Origin of the sequence: Halopseudomonas laoshanensis, assembly GCF_008365385.1 — a bacterium.
Lineage (GTDB): Bacteria > Pseudomonadota > Gammaproteobacteria > Pseudomonadales > Pseudomonadaceae > Halopseudomonas > Halopseudomonas laoshanensis.
The window spans coordinates 117,763-130,355 of the sequence record NZ_QOVF01000003.1; the positions used below are offsets into that span (position 1 = coordinate 117,763).

The window sequence follows — 12,593 nt, forward strand, 5'->3', positions numbered from 1 at the left end:
CGGCTGTTTAGCCACCGCGTTGAAGGTTGGGTTATCCTACCCCACTTCCGCCGCAGGCGGTAAGTTCCTACAGGATGCATGCATGTTACGGCTGAAGACTTCACTTGGTTATTTTCTGCTGGCGGTTCTCGCCAGCCCGGTTGTGGCGGAAGACGCCCGCCAACCCACTCACGAGCTGACGCTGGACAATGGCCTGAAGGTCATAGTGCGTGAAGACCATCGCGCCCCGGTGGTCGTTTCGCAAATCTGGTACAAAGTCGGAAGCAGCTATGAGCCGCCCGGCCAGACCGGTATTTCCCACGCGCTGGAACATATGATGTTCAAGGGCAGCAAGAACCTCGGACCGGGTGAATCCTCGCGCGTGCTGCGCAGCCTGGGCGCCGAAGAAAACGCCTTTACCAGCCGCGATTACACCGCCTATTACCAGGTGTTAAGCCGTGACCAGCTGCCGATTGCGCTGGAAATGGAAGCTGAAAGAATGCATACCGCCACGCTGCCGGAAGATGAGTTTATCCGCGAGATGGAGGTGATCAAGGAAGAGCGTCGCCTGCGCGTCGATGACAATCCCAACAGCCTGGCCTATGAGCGCTATCTGACCCAGGCGCATATCGCCAGCCCCTACGCGCAGCCGGTGATCGGCTGGATGCATGATATCGAACGGCTGACCGTTGAGGATCTGCGCGCCTGGTACACCACCCACTACGTGCCGGGCAACGCGGTGCTGGTGATTGTCGGCGATGTGACCCTGGACGAAATCAAGCCGCTAGTGGAAAAGCATTTTGCGCCCATCGCGGCTGGCCCGGTGCCGGATCACAAAAAGCCATTGGAACTGCCCGGCGGTGCCGAGCGTGAAGTGACCATGCATCTGGACGTGCAATTACCCAGCCTGTTGCTGAGTTTCAATGTGCCAAGCCTGAGCACCGCCGCCGAGGCCTGGGAAGTGCATGCGCTGAGATTGCTCAGCGGTGTACTGGATGGCGGCTACAGCGCGCGACTGGCCAGCCGGCTGGAACGCGGTGAGTCGATTGCCACTTCAGCGTCCGCCAGTTACAGCGGCTTTACCCGCGGCGACACCTTGTTCACCCTCAACGGCCTGCCCAATCAGGCGCGCGATATCAGCCTCGAGCAGCTGGAAGCAGCCTTGTGGAAGGAAATCGACGAGCTGAAGAACACCCCGCCATCCTCCGCCGAACTGACCCGGGTGAAAACCCAGATGATTGCTGCGGATGTCTACCAGCAGGACAGCATCAGCCATCAGGCCACGCAGATTGGCCAGCTGGAAAGCGTAGGCCTGCCCTGGACGTTGATCGAAGAGGACGCGGCAGCGCTTGAGGCGATAACGCCCGAGCAGGTCAGCGAAGTCGCCCGACGCTATCTGGTCAGCGAACGCCTGACCCGTGGGCATATTTTGCCTGCCGCAGGGTCGCCTGCCGCCGGGTCGCCGGCCGCAAATAACACACAAGAGGAAAGCAACTGATGTCCGCCAAGCCGATGTCCCCACTACGCTGGATCGTGGCTGTGGCGGTGCTGATTCTGATCGTTGCCGTCCTGATCAACGAGCGCAATCAAGCGCCCAGCGCCCCGCCTGCGGCCACCACCGACACAACCGAAACACCCGCCGTCAGCGTTCCGGATGTGGATCCGGAACTCGACCCCATTCCGCCGCTGACCACGCTGCAAAGCATCGACCGCGACAAGGCTCCGGCCCGCCGCGTTCTGGATCTGCAGCATTGGACCACCGCCGAAGGTGCGCGCGTGTATTTCATGCAGGCCAGCGAGCTGCCGATGCTTGATCTGCAGTTGCTGTTTGCCGCTGGCGCCAGCCGCGACGGCGAGCTGCCCGGCCTGGCCACGCTGGTCAACGGCATGTTGAATGAAGGCGCAGCCGGGCTGGATTCAGGTGAAATCGCCGCCGGCTTCGAGAACCTGGGGGCCGAGTTCGAAAACAGCTCCCACCGGGATATGGCGCTGGTCAGCGTGCGCAGCCTGACCGCTGCCGACAAGCTCGACCCGGCCCTGGCGCTGTTCGCCCAGGTGGTCAGCCAGCCCGACTTTCCCGAAGATGCCTACCAGCGCCTGCGCAATCAGCTTCTGGCCGGGCTGCAGTTCCGTTTGCAAAGCCCCGCCGCACAAGCCAGCGAAGCATTCTGGAGCGGATTGTATGGCAACCACCCGTATGCCAGCCTGCCGGAAGGCCAACCCGAGAGCCTGGCGGAAATCACTCCGAAGCATCTGCGCGCCTTTCACGAGCAATACTATTCGGCAGGCAATGCGGTGATCTCACTGGTAGGTGATGTCGACCGTCAGCAGGCCGAGCGCATTGCCGCGCGCCTGTCCAGCGCATTGCCGGAAGGGCCCGCAGCGCCAGCGGTAACGGAACCGGAACCCATCCAGTCCGCGCGCAGGCATGTGGACTTCGATTCGCAACAGACGCATATCATGCTGGGTCAGCTGGGCGTCAGCCGCAGCGCCGAAGACTACCCGGCGCTCTACGTCGGGAATCAGATACTTGGCTCGGGCTTCGGTTCACGCCTGATGGAAGAGATCAGAGAAACCCGTGGGTTGTCCTATTCGGTCAGCAGCAATTTTTCGCCGATGCAGGCCACCGGGCCCTTCGTGATCAATATGCAGACGCGGACTGATCAGGTCGAGCAGGCGCTGGAGGTGATCAATACCACCCTGGACGGCTTTATCGAGGAGGGCCCGACCGAGGCCGAGCTGATCCGCAGCAAGCGCCAGATCATGGGCGAGTTTCCGCTATCCACCGCCAGCAATAGCGCCATCGTTAGTCAGCTGGGCATGATCGGCTTCTACAATCTGCCGCTCAATCACCTGCAGCTGTTTCTGGATCAGGTGGAGAAACTCACGGTCGAGGATGTGCGTTCCGCGTTTCAGCGTCACTTGAGCAAAGAGCAGCGGTTGATCGTCACCGTCGGCCAGCCGTTACCAGAGCCTGAAGTGGAAGCAGACCAGGAAATGAGCGCCGAGGATGCGCCCGCCGAGCCAACAAGCGATGCAGCGACGGAGGCGCCCGAAGCATGAAGCACACCCCCGCCAGAACCAGCCAGCTGCGCATCATCGCCGGTGAATGGCGCAGCCGCCGTTTCACCTTTACCGAGCAACCCGGCCTGCGCCCGACTCCGGACCGGGTGCGGGAAACCTTGTTCAATTGGTTGAGTGGCCGGATAGAAGGTTCGCGCTGCCTGGACCCTTTCGCCGGTAGCGGCGCGCTGACGCTGGAAGCGCTGTCGCGCGGGGCGGCTTACGCGCTGGCCTGCGACAGCAGCCGCGATGTGGTCAATACCCTGCGTGGGCATTTGCAGACGCTGGCCTGCACGCATGCGGATATCCAGCAGCAGGACGCGCTGGCGTTCCTGGCCGGCAGCCCGGAAAAGCCCTACGACCTGGTGTTCCTTGATCCGCCCTTTCATCAGGGCCTGCTGGCGCCCAGCTGCGCCGCGCTGGAAGCCAACGGCTGGCTGACCGCCAACGCCTGGATTTATACCGAAAGCGAATTGCGGCCTACGCAGCTGGAGCGGCCGGCGAACTGGAGCCTGCATCGCGAAAAACGCGCCGGCCAGGTGTGGTACAGCCTCTGGCAGCGCACCTGAGACCAGGCCGCGCGTCTGATCAAGGCCTATTTCAGCGGTACGTAATAATCCCGCAGCATTGCTTCGACAGCGGGCCTGACCCGCTCGGTCAGCAGCCCGGTTTCCTGTGACAACACCTGATACACGCCCCGGCGCAGCAGCTCCGGGGTCAGTTCCGGCTGTTGCTCATCCAGTACCGAGGCACAGAGAAAGCCTACCCAACCGGTCATCAACAGCCAGCTGTTGATCGCCAGCGCCTGCGGATCGGTGCGCTCGGCGCAAAGAATGCCGGCGTCCACCAGCCCCTGATAGATCGTCTGCCCACTCTGCACGCAGCGCCGTGAAAACAGCCGGTAACGGCCGGCCAATTCTGCGTCACTGTTGAGCAGGTGCTCCAGATCGCGATGCAGAAAACGGTACTCCCAGAGGCCACGGAAAATCGATTCCAGATAAACCGCCTTGTCCGCCACTTCCAGTTCACGCCCTGCCGGCACCTGCAGATAATCATCCACCTGGGCTTCGTAATGGCTGAACAGCTCGGCGATGATCTGCTGCTTGTTGCGGAAGTGGTAGTACAGATTGCCCGGCGACATGCCCATATGCTGGGCAATATGGTTGGTGGTCACCAGCCGTTCGCCCTGCTCGTTGAACAGTTGCAGGCTAGCCTGAAGAATGCGATCACGGGTTTTCATTATCTTGTTTCCATTACCTGAGATCCGGCTGCCAGGGCGGATGATGCAAAGTCTGTTTGACAGCTTAGAGCAATTGCTCTAAAAAGCTCAATAGTCATCATAAAACCAGAGCCGTTCAGCGGACTCTGTGGAGGCCACATGGTAGCCGATATTGCCTATATGCAGGACCAGCAGCAGTCGATTTCCCGCATGCATCAGGTTTTTGCCACGCAGCAACGGGCATTCAAACAGCATCCAATGCCCTCCGCCGATAATCGCATTGAAATGCTCAAGGCGCTTAAAGGTGCCCTGCTCGACCACCAGCAGAGCCTGATCGAGGCGATCAGCACGGATTTTGGCCGGCGCTCGGCGGACGAAACGCGTCTGGCGGAAATTCTGCCGTCGATCGAAGGCATCAATTACGTTACCAAGCGCGTACGACGCTGGATGAAGCCCTCCAAACGCCACGTCGGCATGGCCTTTCAGCCCGGCAAGGCGCAGGTGATTTATCAACCGCTGGGCGTGGTCGGCGTAATCGTGCCCTGGAACTACCCGCTCTATCTCGCCATGGGCCCGCTCACGGCAGCGCTGGCTGCCGGCAATCGGGTGCTGATCAAGATGAGCGAGTCCACCCCGGCCACCGCCGAAGCCTTCGAGCGCATGCTGGCTGAGATTTTTACCGAGGATCAGGTTGCCGTGATCACCGGCGAGGCGGAGGTCGGCGAGGCCTTTTCGCGATTGCCACTAGATCATCTGCTGTTCACCGGCGGCACCGGCATCGGTCGCCATGTGATGCGCGCTGCTGCAGAGAACCTGACCCCGGTCACGCTGGAGCTGGGCGGCAAGTCCCCGGCGATTGTTTCACTCGAGGTGCCGATCGATGACGCCGCCGAGCGGATCGCCTTCGGCAAGGGCGTGAACGCTGGTCAGACCTGCGTCGCCCCCGATTACGTGCTCTGCCCGCGCGGCCGGGTAGAAGAGCTGGTCACCGCGCTGGGCAAGCAGTTCAGCAAGCTCTATCCGCACCTGGCGGCCAACCCGGACTACACGCAAATCATCAATCCGCGCCAGCATCAGCGTATTCAGGGTTATCTGAACGATGCGCGCAGCAAGGGCGCGCAGGTAATCGAGCTGAACCCGCGCACGGAAGATTTCAGCCAGACACGGGTCATCGCCCCGACCTTGCTGCTGAATGTCAGCGACGACATGAAAGTCATGCAGGACGAAATCTTCGGCCCCCTGCTGCCGATCGTGCCCTACGACAGCATGGATCAAGCGATGCAGTACGTGGCCGACCGGCCGCGGCCGCTGGCACTGTATTACTTCGGCTATGACAAGGCCGAACAGCAGCGGCTGATGGAGCAGACCCATGCGGGTGGCATGTGCATCAATGACACCATCCTGCATGTGGCCCAGGACGACCTGCCGTTCGGCGGCGTCGGGCCATCCGGCATGGGCCACTACCACGGCCACGAGGGTTTCCTGACGTTCAGCAAGGCCAAGGGCGTGTATATCAAGCAGCGCTTTAACGGCGCCAAGCCGATCTACCCTCCCTATGGCGGGATGATCCTGAAACTGGTGTACAAACTCTTTATCCGGTGACCTCAAACAGCACTGACAGAACGTGTTTCAACCCATAAAAACAAATGAGACGCACACCATGTCGACTCACTCTTCAACACAGCGGGCTTCAATCCAGCTGAGTCGCCGAAGCCTGCTCAAGCTCGGTGTCGGCGCCAGCGCAGTGCTGGCGACTGCGGGCCTGACCGCCACGTTGTCCGGTTGTAGCAGCGACGCGCCGGCGAGCGGCTTTCAGGTGTTGCGCGACAGCGATATTCCGATGCTCAAAGCCATCATGAAGACGCTGGTCGGCCCGCACCCGGCGCTGAATCCGGCCAATCTGGACGCTGCCATCGCGCAACTGGACAAGACCCTGGCGTGGACCTCCACGGCAGCGCAGAAGCAGGTATCCGATCTGTTCGGGCTGCTCAGCATGGGCGTCACCCGCGGCCCCCTGACCGGGATCTGGGGAAGCTGGGAAAACGCCAGCGATGCGGAGGTGCGGGCGTTTCTGGAGCGCTGGCGCGACAGCCGCCTGGATATGTTACGCCAGGGTCACAGCGCGCTGAACCAGGCGCTGCAGATGGCCTGGTACGCGCTGCCCGTTTCCTGGGAAGCCACCGGCTACCCCGGCCCGCCAGCCATCTGAATCTCCCTTTTTCGCCACTGCCCAGGTGACCCGAGATGCCCGTTCCTGATCTTTTTTTGCAAGGTATAGCCCGCGGCTGGCAAGTAATTGATGCCGGCGAACTAGACGCCGACCGCTCGTTCGAGGCGGACGTGATTATCATCGGCACCGGCGCTGGTGGCGGCACCAGTGCCGAGATCCTCGCCAATGCGGGGTTCAAGGTCTTGCTGGTGGAAGAAGGCTCACTGAAAACCTCCAGCGACTTCAAGAATGACGAGGCCAAGGCCTATGCCGAGCTATATCAGGAGGGCCTGGCCCGCGCCACCCAGGACGGCGGCATTGGTATTCTGCAGGGCCGCACCGTGGGCGGCACCACCACCGTCAACTGGACCAGCAGCTTCCGCACCCCAGACCCGACCCTCGCCCACTGGGAACAGGTGCATGGGGTCAAGGGTCTGGATTCCGCGAGCATGGCGTCCTGGTTTGCGCGCATGGAAGAACGCCTGGGCGTCGCGCCCTGGGCGGTGCCGGCGAATGCCAACAACGAGGTGATCAGCACCGGTTGCGAAGCTCTGGGTTGGCACTGGGAAGTCATTCCGCGCAACGTGCGCGGCTGCTGGAACCTGGGCTATTGCGGTACCGGCTGCCCGACCAACGCCAAACAATCAATGCTGGTCACCACTCTGCCCGCCGCGTTGGAAAAGGGCGCAACCCTGATTCACCGGCTCAAGGCCGAGCAACTGGTGTTCGAGGGTGATCAGGTGACAGAAGTACTCTGCCGCGGCATGAATGAACAGATGACCCGCGCAGACGGCCGCAGCGTTCGGCTGCGTGGCCGCCATGTGATTCTCGCCGGCGGCGCGATCAACAGCCCGGCGCTGCTGATGCGCTCCAAAGCCCCCGACCCCCATGGCCGGCTGGGTAAACGCACCTTCTTGCACCCGGTGAATTTTTCCCTGGCCCAGTACGACAAGACCATCAATGGTTTCTATGGCGCGCCGCAGTCGGTGTATTCCGACCACTTTCAGTGGAACAACGGCACCACAGGGCCGATCGGCTTCAAGCTGGAAGTACCGCCCATGCAGCCAAGCATCACCGCTGCGCTGCTGGGGGGCTATGGCCAGGACCACTTCCAGCGTATGCAGAAGCTGGCGCAGAGCAATATTCTGATCGCGCTGATGCGTGACGGCTTTGACGAGCGCAGCCAGGGCGGTGAAGTCGTATTGCGTGATGACGGCAGCCCGGTGCTGGATTACCCATTGGACGATTACATCTGGGACGGCGCCCGCCGTGCCTGGCTGGCCATGGGTGAAATCCAGTTCGCCGCTGGCGCCACCGCGGTGATGCCGACCCACAGTCGGGGCCGCCTGAGCAGCAGTTGGCAGGACTTTCAGGAGCAGGTGAACAACCTGAGTTACGCACGCTACGATGTGCGTCTGGCCAGTGCCCACGTAATGGGCGGCTGCGCCATGGGCGAGGATCCGATGCTCGCGGTGACCAACAGCAAAGGGCAACATCACCAGTTGGAGAATCTGTCGATCCTGGATGGCTCGCTGTTTCCCACCAGCATTGGCGCCAACCCGCAACTATCCATTTATGGCCTGGTAGCGCGGCTGGCGACGGACCTGGCCAAAACTCTGGCCTAGCCGTTGGGTTGATCACGCTGGTTGGCCCCGGGACGCCATTCAGCTACCATCTGCCCCATCCACACTGCTGCAGGAACATGCGCATGAATACGGTTCTTTATCCCGGCACTTTCGATCCGATCACCAAAGGCCATACCGATCTGGTCGAGCGCGCCGCGCGGCTGTTCGACAAGGTGATTGTTGCCGTGGCCGCCAGCACCAAGAAGAATCCGGCGTTTACCCTGGACGAGCGGGTAAACATGGCGCGGGAAGTGCTCAGCCACATACCCAACGTGGAAGTCGTGGGCTTTTCCGAACTGCTTGCGCATTTCGTCAAGAAGGTCGATGCCAATGTGCTGTTGCGCGGTTTGCGCGCGGTTTCGGATTTCGAATACGAATTCCAGCTGGCCAACATGAACCGGGTGCTGGCCCCCGATGTCGAAAGCCTGTTCCTGACCCCGTCGGAAAAATATTCGTATATTTCCTCTTCGCTGGTTCGGGAAATCGCCGCTCTAAATGGCGACGTTACCAAATTCGTGCACCCTTCGGTGAACGCCGCGCTGATCAAGCGCTACCACGAGTAACCGGGCCAACGGCCCACGGAGTTATCGATTCATGTCGCTGATCATTACCGACGATTGCATCAACTGCGACGTCTGCGAGCCTGAGTGCCCCAACGGGGCGATCTCGGCTGGCGAAGAGATCTATGTGATCGACCCTAACCTCTGCACCGAATGCGTGGGGCATTTTGACGAGCCGCAGTGCCAGCAGGTCTGCCCGGTCGACTGTATTCCCCTGGATCCGGAAAATGTGGAGAGCCAGGAGGAGCTGATGGCCAAATATCATATCCTGACAGGCAACTGAGCCGATGCTCTTAGCCCAGCGTCAGGTAGCGCCTCTGCTTCTGCTGTGTGCCCTGATCTTCGCCCCGTTCACCCAGGCGCAAACTCCAAACCAGCAAGCCGTCGCCAGCGCTCACCCTGCTGCCACCGCCGCCGGCCATCAGATTCTCGACCAGGGCGGCAATGCCTTCGATGCTGCTGTCGCGGTTGCAGCCACATTGGCAGTAGCCGAGCCCTACAGCTCCGGGCTGGGTGGCGGCGGCTTCTTTCTGCTGCGCCAGCAGGCTGAAAGCGGCACCGACTATCGCTTCCTCGATGCGCGGGAAACCGCCCCGTTATCCGCTGGGCGCGACTTCTATCAGGATGCTGACGGCAAGTTTCAACGTGACCCTGCGCTGAACGGCCCCCGCGCCGCCGGTATTCCGGGCCTGCCCGCCGCATTGGTGTTGCTGGCCGAGGAATATGGCAATCTGAGCCTGAAGCAGAGCCTGCAGCCGGCGATCAACGCCGCAGAGCAGGGCTTTGCCGTGACCGAGCGTTACCGCATGCTTGGTGGTTTTAGACTGGAGGCGATGCGTCGCAACGCTGAAACCACACGGCTGTTCCTGCGCGAGGGCGACATCCCCGCCGTGGGCACGCTGATCCGTCAGCCGGAACTGGCGCTGACCCTACGCGCCCTGGCCGAACGCGGCCACGCGGGCTTCTATCAGGGGCCGGTGGCCAAGCTACTGCTGGATGCCGTGCACGCTGGCGGCGGAGCCTGGAAGCAAGCTGATCTGGATAATTACCGGGTGATTGAACGCCAACCGGTCAGCTTTAACAGCTTCGGTATGCAAGTCTTCAGCGCGCCCCTGCCCTCCGCCGGCGGCATTGCGCTGGCCAACATACTCCAGGGGCTCGAAGCATTGCCGCAGGCAACTCCCGGCTCAACCACCTGGACTCACCAGTTGGTGGAGCTGATGCGCCGCAGTTACCGCGAGCGCATGCTGCTGGGTGATAGTGATTTTGTTGAAGTACCCACAGAAAGACTGCTGTCCGCCGAACATGCCCAGGCCATGGCCGCCAGCATTAATCCGAACAGAGCCACGCCGAGCAGCGAGCTGGGAGACCCTGCGCCGTTCAGCCAGGGCACCGATACCACGCACTTTTCGCTGATCGACGCCCAGGGCAATGCCGTGGCTGCAACGCTAAGCATCAATCTACCGTTCGGCGCGGCTTTCACGGTGCCCGGCACCGGGGTGCTGCTGAACAACGAAATGGATGACTTTGCCACCGACCCCACCGGCGAAAATGCCTATCAACTGGCCGGCAGCGAACCCAACAGTGTCGGGCCGGGCAAGCGGCCGTTATCCAGCATGACCCCGACCATGCTGGAAAGCGGTGAGCAACTGGCGATTCTGGGTACACCGGGCGGCAGCCGCATCATCACCATGGTGCTGCTGGGCGCGCTGGAAGCAATTGAGGGCGAGAACGTAGAGGCCTGGGTCAGCAGACCGCGCTTCCATCATCAGTATCTGCCAGATCATATTCAGATCGAAGACGGCGCCTTCAGCCCGCAACTGCAAAGCGAGCTGGAAGCGCTGGGCCACAGCATCAAGCCGGTGGGCCGGGATTACGGCGATATGCACGCAGTGCACTGGAACAAGCAGACCGGCGAACTGCAGGCTGCCAGTGATCCGCGCGGCGTGGGCCAGGCTCAGGTTAAAGCGCGCGCCGAGCAGCCGGCCCAGCGTAACGCTGAGCCGCGCGCGGTTACGGCAGACTGAGCGATGGCTCGATACGCCCGGTGGGCGAAGTACTGAGTACCTGCGCATCCTGGTCATGCAACTCGGCATGCGCGCGGTACAGGTGCTGACGGACGCGCAACAGGTAATGCAGATCGTTGAGCATCGATGAGGCCTGCCAGCCGTCCAGCTCCCGGTTACGCAGACGCGTCTGAATGGTCTGCTGGAAATGATCGGCAAATAGCCGCTCCTGCTCCTCATAAGCGCCGAACAACTCTCCCCGCGCTTCCGTGTCGCCTTGCATGTTCATCAACCGCCCCATATCCACCAGCGCCTGACCGCCCTGTTCACGCAACAGATCGTAGGCTTCATGGATTGCCGGTTGGCGGCTGTCGATCTGTTTGCGCAGATTGGACTGTAGATGCTTGGCCGCTTTTACCGCTTCTATCAGCTCGCGGGCGGCCGCGTTGTAGTCCATCAGAACTTGCTGCTGGGCCGGCAGCAGTGACAGATCCATCCGACTGATAAAGTCGATAATGTCCGCGTACACGCCTTTGACATGCCGCTCGTACAGCGCGTCAGCATCCTCGCGGCGATCTTCAGGCACGGCGCGCAGTACCAACTTGTGCAACTGCTCACGGGACAGATCGCTGAGATTGCCCGGCGGCAGATACAACGCAGCGGCAATCACCTGGCGGCTCAATGCGCCGAGATTCTGCACTTCCTGGCCCAGTACCTTAAGCGCGGTATCCGCATGCTGCAGGGCTGAGTCATTGAGAAAGCGTGCGCGCATGCGCGGCTGCTCGCTCAAGGCTGCATGCCTTTCCCGCGGGCTGCCAACGGATGTGGCGTCAGGCAGCCAGCGCATCAGCCATTTCACCATCAGCGGGATCCAGGGCAGCATGATCGCCAAGCCCAGGACATTGAACAGGGTATGAAACAGCGCCAGCTTGAGCGTGTAGGCATCTGCGGCTATGCCCAGCACATCGGCCAGCCAGTCTACCGAGCGCGTCAGGCTCGGCAATATCGCCAGGGCGACCAGCGCTGTGACCAGGTTGAACAAAATATGCGCAGCCGCCAGGCGGCGACCGGCGTTGTTGCTGCCCAGAGCAGCTAGCAGCGCGGTGACGGTGGTGCCCAAGTTGGCGCCAATCGCCATGGCCAGCGCATTACCGTAAGCCAATTGGCCGCTGGCCAACGCAGCCAGAGTGATCATCATGGCCGCATGGCTGGACTGCATCAGAATGGTCGCTACCAGGCCCAACAGCGCATACAGCACCACGCCAGTCCAACCCTCTACCGCAAAGCCGTCCAGCGCCAGCAGGCCATCGAAGCTGGCGAAGCCGTCCTTCATCAGGTCGATGCCGAGAAACAGCAGACCCACCCCGAGCAGTACCTGACCTGCGCCCTTCCACAGGCTTTCCATGCGCCGGCCGAGCAGCACACCGAACACCAGCAAAGGCATGGCTACGAGCGCGAGATCGACTTTGAGGCCCACCAGAGCAATCAACCAGGCGCCGGTGGTGGTACCCAGGTTGGCACCGAACACAATGCCAATACCGGCCACAAGGCTGATCATGCCAGCGCTGAGGAAGGCAATACTGAGTACGGTAACCAGGGAGCTGGATTGCACCAGCGCGGTGCTGGTAATGCCGAACAGCAGGCTTTTCCACAGGCGATTGGTGCTGCGCTTCAGCCAGCGTTCAAGGGCGCCGCCGGTAAAAGCGCGGAAGCCATCTTCGAGATGGAACATGCCTAGCATGAACAGCGCGATGCCCGCTGCCAGCGTGGCCAGCTCGGGCTTCCAGACGAACAGGAATACGAGCACCAGTAGAACAACGGGCACCCAGAGTGGTTTGAACAATACGTGCATCAGCCTTACTTCTCTGCAAAGAGGCTGCAGGCCACCAACGTGACAATCAGCGGCCTGAACTCATATCGAACGGAAAATCT

General features: G+C 61.4%; 11 protein-coding genes. 9 read left to right on the forward strand and 2 right to left on the reverse strand.

The window, feature by feature from the left end; all coding sequences use genetic code 11:
- Positions 1-82 precede the first annotated feature (82 nt).
- From DT594_RS11345 to rsmD, 3 genes are read left to right on the forward strand one after another with little or no spacing between them, the layout of a single operon-like run.
- Complete coding sequence (locus DT594_RS11345) at positions 83-1,477, forward strand: M16 family metallopeptidase (protein WP_149332780.1); 1,395 nt, start codon at positions 83-85, stop codon at positions 1,475-1,477.
- Positions 1,477-3,042 (forward strand): M16 family metallopeptidase, encoded by a 1,566-nt coding sequence (locus tag DT594_RS11350; RefSeq protein ID WP_149332781.1) that lies wholly within the window; start codon positions 1,477-1,479, stop codon positions 3,040-3,042. The genes DT594_RS11345 and DT594_RS11350 overlap by 1 nt, the downstream gene beginning before the upstream one ends.
- Entirely contained in the window at positions 3,039-3,611 is a 573-nt protein-coding gene (gene rsmD / locus DT594_RS11355; protein WP_149332782.1) for a 16S rRNA (guanine(966)-N(2))-methyltransferase RsmD, read from the forward strand. Before DT594_RS11350 ends, rsmD begins: the two co-directional genes overlap by 4 nt.
- A gap of 26 nt (positions 3,612-3,637) precedes the next feature.
- Here the strand turns inward: rsmD and DT594_RS11360 are convergent, their stop codons facing one another.
- The gene (locus tag DT594_RS11360; protein WP_149332783.1) at positions 3,638-4,282 is read right to left on the reverse strand and encodes a TetR/AcrR family transcriptional regulator; all 645 of its coding nucleotides are present in this window, start codon (positions 4,280-4,282) and stop codon (positions 3,638-3,640) included.
- 138 nt (positions 4,283-4,420) lie between these two features.
- Between DT594_RS11360 and DT594_RS11365 the strand changes: the two genes are divergently transcribed.
- The 6 genes from DT594_RS11365 (at position 4,421) to ggt (ending at position 10,682) form a co-directional block, all read left to right on the forward strand.
- Positions 4,421-5,863, forward strand: coding sequence for a coniferyl aldehyde dehydrogenase (locus DT594_RS11365; RefSeq protein WP_149332784.1), 1,443 nt, complete (start codon positions 4,421-4,423; stop codon positions 5,861-5,863).
- Positions 5,864-5,921: 58 nt separating this feature from the next.
- On the forward strand, positions 5,922-6,470 hold the full coding sequence (locus DT594_RS11370; RefSeq protein ID WP_149332785.1) for a twin-arginine translocation pathway signal protein: 549 nt from the start codon (positions 5,922-5,924) through the stop codon (positions 6,468-6,470).
- A 35-nt stretch (positions 6,471-6,505) separates the two neighbouring features.
- The gene (locus tag DT594_RS11375; RefSeq protein WP_149332786.1) at positions 6,506-8,095 is read left to right on the forward strand and encodes a GMC family oxidoreductase; all 1,590 of its coding nucleotides are present in this window, start codon (positions 6,506-6,508) and stop codon (positions 8,093-8,095) included.
- A gap of 83 nt (positions 8,096-8,178) precedes the next feature.
- Complete coding sequence (coaD, locus tag DT594_RS11380) at positions 8,179-8,658, forward strand: pantetheine-phosphate adenylyltransferase (protein ID WP_096346962.1); 480 nt, start codon at positions 8,179-8,181, stop codon at positions 8,656-8,658.
- 31 nt (positions 8,659-8,689) lie between these two features.
- Positions 8,690-8,938 carry a YfhL family 4Fe-4S dicluster ferredoxin gene (locus DT594_RS11385; protein ID WP_149332787.1) on the forward strand — a complete coding sequence of 83 codons (249 nt, stop codon included), beginning with the start codon at positions 8,690-8,692 and terminating at the stop codon, positions 8,936-8,938.
- 4 nt (positions 8,939-8,942) lie between these two features.
- Positions 8,943-10,682: a gamma-glutamyltransferase gene (ggt, locus tag DT594_RS11390; RefSeq protein ID WP_149332788.1), complete on the forward strand. Its 1,740-nt coding sequence runs from the start codon at positions 8,943-8,945 to the stop codon at positions 10,680-10,682.
- On the opposite strand, the gene DT594_RS11395 is transcribed toward ggt, so the two are convergent.
- Positions 10,669-12,513, reverse strand: a complete 1,845-nt coding sequence (locus tag DT594_RS11395; protein ID WP_149332789.1) for a Na/Pi cotransporter family protein — start codon at positions 12,511-12,513, stop codon at positions 10,669-10,671. The genes ggt and DT594_RS11395 overlap by 14 nt on opposite strands.
- Positions 12,514-12,593: the final 80 nt, after the last annotated feature.

Excerpts from the sequence above, each read along its gene's own strand:
- rsmD (WP_149332782.1), top strand. The coding sequence starts at position 3,039 with ATGAAGCACACCCCCGCCAGAACCAGCCAGCTGCGCATCATCGCCGGT.
- DT594_RS11385 (WP_149332787.1), top strand. The coding sequence starts at position 8,690 with ATGTCGCTGATCATTACCGACGATTGCATCAACTGCGACGTCTGCGAG.
- DT594_RS11370 (WP_149332785.1), top strand. The coding sequence starts at position 5,922 with ATGTCGACTCACTCTTCAACACAGCGGGCTTCAATCCAGCTGAGTCGC.
- coaD (WP_096346962.1), top strand. The coding sequence starts at position 8,179 with ATGAATACGGTTCTTTATCCCGGCACTTTCGATCCGATCACCAAAGGC.
- DT594_RS11395 (WP_149332789.1), bottom strand. The coding sequence starts at position 12,513 with ATGCACGTATTGTTCAAACCACTCTGGGTGCCCGTTGTTCTACTGGTG.
- DT594_RS11360 (WP_149332783.1), bottom strand. The coding sequence starts at position 4,282 with ATGAAAACCCGTGATCGCATTCTTCAGGCTAGCCTGCAACTGTTCAAC.
- DT594_RS11345 (WP_149332780.1), top strand. The coding sequence starts at position 83 with ATGTTACGGCTGAAGACTTCACTTGGTTATTTTCTGCTGGCGGTTCTC.
- DT594_RS11365 (WP_149332784.1), top strand. The coding sequence starts at position 4,421 with ATGGTAGCCGATATTGCCTATATGCAGGACCAGCAGCAGTCGATTTCC.
- ggt (WP_149332788.1), top strand. The coding sequence starts at position 8,943 with ATGCTCTTAGCCCAGCGTCAGGTAGCGCCTCTGCTTCTGCTGTGTGCC.
- DT594_RS11375 (WP_149332786.1), top strand. The coding sequence starts at position 6,506 with ATGCCCGTTCCTGATCTTTTTTTGCAAGGTATAGCCCGCGGCTGGCAA.
- DT594_RS11350 (WP_149332781.1), top strand. The coding sequence starts at position 1,477 with ATGTCCGCCAAGCCGATGTCCCCACTACGCTGGATCGTGGCTGTGGCG.